The organism is Streptomyces sp. NPDC058291, assembly GCF_042880855.1.
GTDB lineage: Bacteria > Actinomycetota > Actinomycetes > Streptomycetales > Streptomycetaceae > Streptomyces.
In genome coordinates this window covers 1-1,455 of the sequence record NZ_JBHVYK010000178.1, presented here as the reverse complement: position 1 = coordinate 1,455, position 1,455 = coordinate 1, and the positions used below count along the sequence as shown (strand labels likewise).

1 pseudogene is annotated in these 1,455 nt (G+C 68.5%); it reads right to left on the bottom strand.

The features are described 5' to 3' along the window. Positions 1-1,453: pseudogene (locus ACFVYK_RS37945) on the bottom strand (ISL3 family transposase); the annotation flags it as partial. Between the last annotated feature and the right edge of the window lie 2 nt (positions 1,454-1,455).

Here is a 1,455-nt window from a genome sequence, read left to right as displayed (position 1 = left end):
AGCAGGGTGAAGCCTGCTCGTCCGTGCATCTGGCGTGCGATCCGTTTGGTCTTGGTGTTGACGCCCTCGGTGGGGCCGTTGCTGTACGGAAGCGTGAGGGCGGCGATCACGGCGTCGATGTCCCGGTCCAGGCCCCGGGTGAAGGCGTGTAGGTGGGGCAGATCGGCTGTTCGGACTTGGGCGATCCAGCGCGTGAGCGCATCGGCGTTGTCGGTGTGTGGCGTAAGGAGCGGGGCGAAGTCTCTGATACCTGAGGCCAGTTGGCTCATCTCGGGGCAGGCGGCGGTGAGCTTGGCCAGGAGCTCGTGCTGCTCGGGCTTGAGGTTGTCGGGTCTGGTCAGCAGCATCCGGGCGAGTCGGCGTGGCGAGATATGGCTGTGGTCGGCGTCCGCGCGGCCTTGGCTGATGTACTTGTGCAGAAGGTTCAGGCAGCCCGTGAAGCCGAGGGTCTTGATCTCTTCGAAGAGGTGCTGGACGGGGACGCCGGGGTCTTCACTTCGGCGTTTACGCAGGTGCTCGCGGTAGGGATCGACCAGGCCGGCACGGTACTTGGGGACGCGGAGCATGCGCTCGGGCCGGTCGGCTCGGGCGTAGCGTTTGACGGTGTTCAGGGCCAGTTGCAGGCGGCGGGCGCATTCGAGCAGGCCCACGCCCTTCTCTAGCAGGCCAGGACCTGGTGCCAGCGTTCGAGGGTGGTCTGAGCGCGGGGCCCGTCGTAGATCGGCGCGTCCAGTACGGTGGCCCAGCAGGTGCTGTGTGCCTTCACCTCGCTCAGGGCGGCTTCGCACAGGTTCTTCCATAAATGCCAGCGATCACCGACTTGCACCGCGTCAGGCAGAGCACGGCGGATGGCCTCGGCGTAGGTGGCTGAGCCGTCGCGGCACACGACCTCGATGCCCGGATGCCCGCGCAGCTACGCTTCCAGCATGTCGGCCGTGCGGTCGGGCAGCACGTCGATCCACTCATGGGTCTCGGCGTCGATCACCACGGTGGCATAGCGGTGCCGCCGGCGCAGGGCGAAATCGTCGACGCCGATCACGCGGGGCACCCGCCCGGTGGGCAACGGGATGCGCAGCAGGGTGCGCAGGGCCGTGTGACGGGACAGGCCCACCGCGAGTATCGCCAGCAGACGTGATCCCGCCCGGCCCGCTAACTCTTTGACCACGGCCTTGACCTGCCTGGTCAGACGAGCGGTGCGTCGCTGGTATCGCTCCAGCACCCCGGGCACCTGTTCGCGGAGGGTGTGGCGGCAGCCGCGTGTGGGACACACCAGACGCCGCACCCGCACACGGACCACCACCCGTCGCCCGTCGCCCGGAACGTCGGCCACCGTCCGCCAGTGATAGCCGTGCACCCGTCCCGACGAGGCCCCGCACACCGGGCAGACCGCGGTGTCCAGCGGCGTCCGGGCCCGCACCACGATCCGCTCACCCTCGTCGACCACATCCTCCATGA